Raw genomic sequence first — 4,588 nt, 5'->3', positions numbered from 1 at the left:
GCTCGCCCGTGTCGTACGGCTTGACGACGTAGTCGTCGGCACCCAGGTTGAGCCCATGGATGCGGGACCGGACGTCGGAGCGCGCGGTCACCATGATCACGGGCGTGCCGGTCAGCTTGCGGATGCGTCCGCACACCTCGAAGCCGTCCTGGTCGGGCAGCCCCAGGTCCAGCAGCACCACGTCGAACGGCGCCAGCTCGCTGTGCAGCAGCTCCTGCAGCGCCTCCTGGCCGCTGTGGGCCATGCCCACCTCGAACCCGTGCCGGGCCAGCACCGCGGAGAGCGCGGTGGCCACGTGGTCGTCGTCCTCGACGAGCAGCAGCCTCATCGACCCTCCCGTTCCCTCTCTCGCGTATCGTCTCAGCCCGCACACGAATACAGGCGGATACGGCCCCGCCGCGTCAAGTCCGGCCAGGTCACCCAGCGGTTTCCGTTATGTGACGAGTACGGAGAGCGGCGTCCCGATTCCACCCATTGTGTCCGATTGCAGCCGGATCGTTATGCTCAATTTCCCCTCAGATGTGATGACGCTGGTCGAGGCTGCTCACTAAGGTCCAGGCAACCGAAGAGGACGGAGCAAGACGCGGATGACCGAGGTTTCGATGGCCAAGGACGCCGTTCCGGCTGCGGGTGAACCGCTGGTCGTGCTGGAAAACGTCAACAAGCATTTCGGTGCGCTCCACGTGCTCCAGGACATCGACCTGACGATCGCGCGCGGCGAGGTCGTCGTCGTCATCGGGCCGTCGGGGTCCGGGAAGTCCACGCTGTGCCGCGCCATCAACCGGCTGGAGCCCATCGACTCCGGCCGCATCACCCTGGACGGCAAGCCGCTGCCCGCCGAGGGCCGTGAGCTGGCCAAGCTCCGCGCCGACGTGGGCATGGTCTTCCAGTCGTTCAACCTCTTCGCACACAAGACCGTGCTGCAGAACGTGACCCTCGGGCAGGTCAAGGTCCGCAGGAAGGACAAGGCGGCCGCGGAGACCTCCGCCAGGGCCCTGCTCGACCGGGTGGGCGTCGGCAACCAGGCGGACAAGTACCCCGCGCAGCTCTCCGGCGGCCAGCAGCAGCGGGTGGCGATCGCCCGCGCGCTGGCGATGGAGCCCAAGGTGATGCTCTTCGACGAGCCCACCTCGGCCCTCGACCCCGAAATGATCAACGAGGTGCTGGAGGTAATGCAGCAACTCGCCCGGGACGGTATGACTATGGTCGTCGTCACGCACGAGATGGGCTTCGCCCGCTCGGCGGCGAACCGGGTGGTCTTCATGTCCGACGGCCAGATCGTGGAAGAGACGACGCCCGACCAGTTCTTCACCAACCCTCGCAGCGACCGGGCGAAGGACTTCCTGTCGAAGATCCTGCACCACTGAGCTGCCGGCAACACACCAGACAGAAGGATGCTCACCATGAATCTCCGCAAAGTCAGCGCGGCCGCTGCCTGCGCACTCGCCCTCTCCGTCACCGCGGCCGCGTGCGGCTCCGACGACGACGGCGGCGACAGCGGTGACGGCGGCGGCAAGGACAAGATCACCATCGGCATCAAGTTCGACCAGCCCGGCCTCGGCCTGAAGGAGCCCGACGGCTCCTACTCGGGCTTCGACGTGGACGTCGCCACGTACGTGGCCAAGGAACTCGGCTACGCCGAGGACCAGATCGAGTGGAAGGAGGCGATCAGCGCCGACCGCGAGACCATGCTGGAGCGTGGCGACGTGGACATGATCGCCGCGACCTACTCGATCACGGACGAGCGCGAGCAGAAGGTCGACTTCGCCGGCCCGTACCTGCTGGCCCACCAGGACCTGCTGATCCGTGCCGACGACGACATCACCAAGGGCGAGGACCTCAACGGCAAGACCCTCTGCTCGGTCACCGGCTCGACCTCCGCGCAGAACGTCAAGGACACCATCGCGCCCAAGGCCCAGCTCGCCGAGCGGCCCGGCTACTCCGAGTGCCTCGACGCGGTCGCCGGCGGCTCGATCGACGCCCTGACCACCGACGACTCCATCCTCGCCGGCTACGCCGCGCAGGAGGCGAACAAGGGCAAGTTCAAGCTCGCCGGACTGAACCTGAGCAACGAGAACTACGGCGTCGGGGTCAAGAAGGGCGACGAGAAGATGAAGACCGACATCGACGCCGCCCTGGAGAAGATGGTCTCCGACGGCTCCTGGGAGAAGTTCATGGACGCCAACCTCGGCCCCGCGAACTACGACTTCGAGCCGGCGCCGAAGATCGGCGAACTCAAGTAGCGAGCCGGCCGCACCGCCCCGGCGGTGCGGCCGCACTGTCAGAGCGGTGGTGTGCCGCCCGCACGGGTGGCACACCACCGCGTCCACTTAAGGCGAGAGCGCTGGACTGACGTTGGACATCATCTCCGATTACGACACACAGATCCTGGACGCGTTCTGGGTCACCGTGAAACTCACCTTGCTGTCCGGCCTGTTCTCCCTCGTCTGGGGAACGATGCTGGCGGCCATGCGGGTCAGCCCCGTCCCGCTCATGCGGGGCTTCGGCGCCGTCTACGTGAACGTCATCCGGAACGTCCCCCTGACGGTCATCATCGTCTTCTGCGCCCTCGGACTCGCCGACGTCTTCGGTGTCACGCTCGGCGCCGGTGTCGACTTCGACGCCAAGTACTTCCGGCTCGCGGTGCTCGGGCTGTCCGCGTACACCGCCGCGTTCGTCTGCGAGGCGCTGCGCTCGGGCATCAACACGGTGCCCGTCGGCCAGGCCGAGGCCGCCCGCGCCATCGGGCTCAGCTTCACCCAGGTCCTCATGCTCATCGTGCTGCCCCAGGCGTTCCGTTCGGTCGTCGGCCCGCTCGCCAACGTCCTCATCGCGCTCACCAAGAACACCACGGTGGCGGCGGCCATCGGCGTCGCCGAGGCGGCGCTGCTCATGAAGGAGATGATCGAGAACGAGGCGCAGCTGCTCCTCATCTCGGCGATCTTCGCGCTCGGCTTCGTCGTGCTGACCCTGCCGACCGGGCTCCTCCTCGGCTGGGTCGGCAAGAAGGTGGCGGTCAAGCGATGAGCTCCGTTCTCTACGACGCCCCCGGACCGAAGGCCAAGGTCCGCAACATCGTCTACACCGTGCTCTTCCTCGCCGTGATGGCGCTCGGCGTGTGGTGGGTCATCGACAAGCTGAACGAGAAGAACCAGCTTGAGTGGGCGCTGTGGAAGCCGTTCTTCACGGACTCCCAGGCGTGGACCACGTACCTGCTGCCGGGCCTCGGCGAGACGCTGAAGGCGGCCGGGCTCTCGCTGCTCATCGCGCTGCCGCTGGGCGCGCTGTTCGGCATCGGGCGGCTGTCCGACCACGCGTGGGTCCGGGTGCCGGCGGGCGCGGTCGTGGAGTTCTTCCGCGCCATCCCCGTGCTGATCCTGATGCTGTTCGCGAACCAGTTCTACTCCGAGTACACCGGCATCAGCAGCGAGCAGCGCCCCCTGTACGCCGTCGTCACCGGGCTCGTGCTCTACAACGCCGCCGTGCTCGCCGAGATCGTCCGCGCGGGCATCCTGTCGCTGCCGCGGGGGCAGACCGAGGCCGCCAAGGCCGTCGGCCTGCGCAAGGGCCAGATGATGGGCTCGGTGCTGCTGCCGCAGGCCGTCACCGCGATGCTGCCGGCGATCGTCAGCCAGCTCGTCGTCATCGTGAAGGACACCGCGCTCGGCGGCGTGATGATCGGCTTCAGCGAGCTGCTCGTCGAGCGGCGCACGCTGGCGTCCAACTACTCCAACGTGTTCGCCAGCTTCATCATCGTCGCGGCGATCTACGTGATCGTGAACTTCATCCTGACGTCGCTGGCGAGCTGGCTGGAGCGCGCGGTCCGGCGCGGCAAGCGCACCACCGGCGCGGTGGTCGGGGTCGCGGCCGTGGACGACCTCAGCACCGGCGCCGCGAGCGGTGCCCTGGGCGGCGCGGGCGGGGCCGCTCCTCTCCTGGGCGGCGGTGACGCCGGTGGCGGGGGAGACGGCGGCGGAGGCCAGGGAACGTAGCCCGAGGGGGCGGCCGGAAGCCCTCGGCTTGACTGCCGGGTGCGGCAGTGGGTTGCATACCTCGTGTGATCGCGCACCCGGCTCCGAAACCCTTAGTACGTAGGCACCATGGCGCCGGAGGCGCATCGCCGTGGACCCGGTGATCATCGTCGGGGCGGGCCCTGTCGGGCTCGCCCTGGCGCTGGCTCTGGCACGGCACGCGGTCCCCACGGTCCTCCTCGACGACCGCCCCGCGGGCGACGCCGAGGAGGACGGCAGGCCCGCGGGTCCGCGCCCGGCCCGTACCGCCGTACTGCGCCCGCACACCGCCGCGTTCCTCGACCGCATCGGCGCCGCCGAGGCCGGCGAGCGGGGTGCCCGGCTCACCGGCTGGCGCGTGCTGCGCGGCGGGCGGACGCAGGTGCGCGTGGAGTTCGGCGAGGCCGCCGGACCCGCGCCGCTGCACGTCGCGCAGTCCGCCCTGACCGCCTCGCTGGCCGCACTGGCCGAGAACTCCCACCACGTGGAGGTCTTCCGCGGCAGCCGGGTGACCGAGCTGGCGCAGGAGCCGTACGGCATCAAGGCCCGCACCCGCGCGGGGACCTGGTGGCGCGGCA

The 4,588-nt window shown here is 69.0% G+C and carries 6 protein-coding genes; 5 read left to right on the top strand and 1 reads right to left on the bottom strand.

Translation table 11 applies throughout. From position 1 onward, the window contains the following. Positions 1-328, bottom strand: a 328-nt coding sequence (locus H5J30_RS18585; RefSeq protein WP_181788542.1) for a response regulator, incomplete at its 3' end; no start/stop codon positions are given. A 259-nt stretch (positions 329-587) separates the two neighbouring features. Here H5J30_RS18585 and H5J30_RS18580 point away from each other — a divergent pair. From H5J30_RS18580 to H5J30_RS18560, 5 genes are all read left to right on the top strand, one after another. Next, entirely contained in the window at positions 588-1,367 is a 780-nt protein-coding gene (locus H5J30_RS18580) for an amino acid ABC transporter ATP-binding protein (protein WP_181788541.1), read from the top strand. Positions 1,368-1,403: 36 nt separating this feature from the next. Continuing rightward, positions 1,404-2,243, top strand: coding sequence for a glutamate ABC transporter substrate-binding protein (locus tag H5J30_RS18575; protein WP_181788540.1), 840 nt, complete (start codon positions 1,404-1,406; stop codon positions 2,241-2,243). 112 nt (positions 2,244-2,355) lie between these two features. Continuing rightward, positions 2,356-3,027 (top strand): amino acid ABC transporter permease, encoded by a 672-nt coding sequence (locus tag H5J30_RS18570; protein WP_181788539.1) that lies wholly within the window; start codon positions 2,356-2,358, stop codon positions 3,025-3,027. Further along, a complete protein-coding gene (locus H5J30_RS18565; protein ID WP_181788538.1) occupies positions 3,024-3,992 on the top strand; it encodes an amino acid ABC transporter permease in 969 nt (322 codons plus the stop codon). Before H5J30_RS18570 ends, H5J30_RS18565 begins: the two co-directional genes overlap by 4 nt. 130 nt (positions 3,993-4,122) lie before the next feature. Beyond that, the coding region (locus H5J30_RS18560; protein WP_181788537.1) for an FAD-dependent oxidoreductase at positions 4,123-4,588 on the top strand (466 nt) is incomplete at its 3' end.

This window comes from Streptomyces phytophilus (assembly GCF_013870535.1).
Taxonomy (GTDB): Bacteria; Actinomycetota; Actinomycetes; order Streptomycetales; family Streptomycetaceae; genus Streptomyces; species Streptomyces phytophilus.
This window is presented reverse-complemented; position numbering and strand designations above follow the sequence as displayed.